General features: G+C 67.4%; 1 protein-coding gene. It reads left to right on the top strand.

The window, feature by feature from the left end; all coding sequences use genetic code 11:
- The coding region (locus PA598K_RS36280; protein ID WP_185602069.1) for a hypothetical protein at positions 1-388 on the top strand (388 nt) is incomplete at its 5' end.
- Between the last annotated feature and the right edge of the window lie 229 nt (positions 389-617).

Below are 617 nucleotides of genomic sequence, written 5' to 3'. Positions count from 1 at the left end.
GCCGCTGCCCGGCAACGACCCCGGCGAGCCGCTGCTCCTCTCCGTTGGCCCGGCAGGGGGCACCGTCATCAATGCCAATACGCGCCACCTCGAGGAGGTACTGGACATCCTCGCCTACCAGCTCGACCCGGCGTCGCCGCTCTACCGGCTCTACAAGCGCAACTATGACGTCTTCCCGATGGCCAAGGACGAGCGGCTCGGCATCCCCGAGCTCGACGGCTTCACGGAGCTGATGGCGGACCATGAGACGATCTACTTTAGCAACCAGGCCTGGCCGGTCGGCGTCGCCGACGTGCTGTGCCGCGGCTTCCAGGACTGGATCGCCGGACACGGCACCGTCGACGACATCCTCGCGGCGATGGACGAGCGTCTGGCGGCGCTTCGCTAGGGATGGCAGCGCGAGGGGCGGAGCAGACTACAAGCAAGCCGGGCGTGCTCTAATCTCTCGGACTGGGAGTTGCGAGCAACACCGGCTAAAGTCGCCTCGCCGGGAGAACGCGGGGGAGGTGGACAACGAGTGGAACACCACGCACCGGAGACGCCGGACTTAAGGGACTCCGGGCGAGAGGCGCCCCGCCGGGGGGGACGCCGTGCACGCCAAAGGAACATAGGTATCG

Source organism: Paenibacillus sp. 598K (assembly GCF_003851045.1).
Lineage (GTDB): Bacteria > Bacillota > Bacilli > Paenibacillales > Paenibacillaceae > Paenibacillus_D.
Note: the sequence above shows the minus strand (reverse complement) of the source record. Positions and strands in the feature narration are given on the sequence as shown.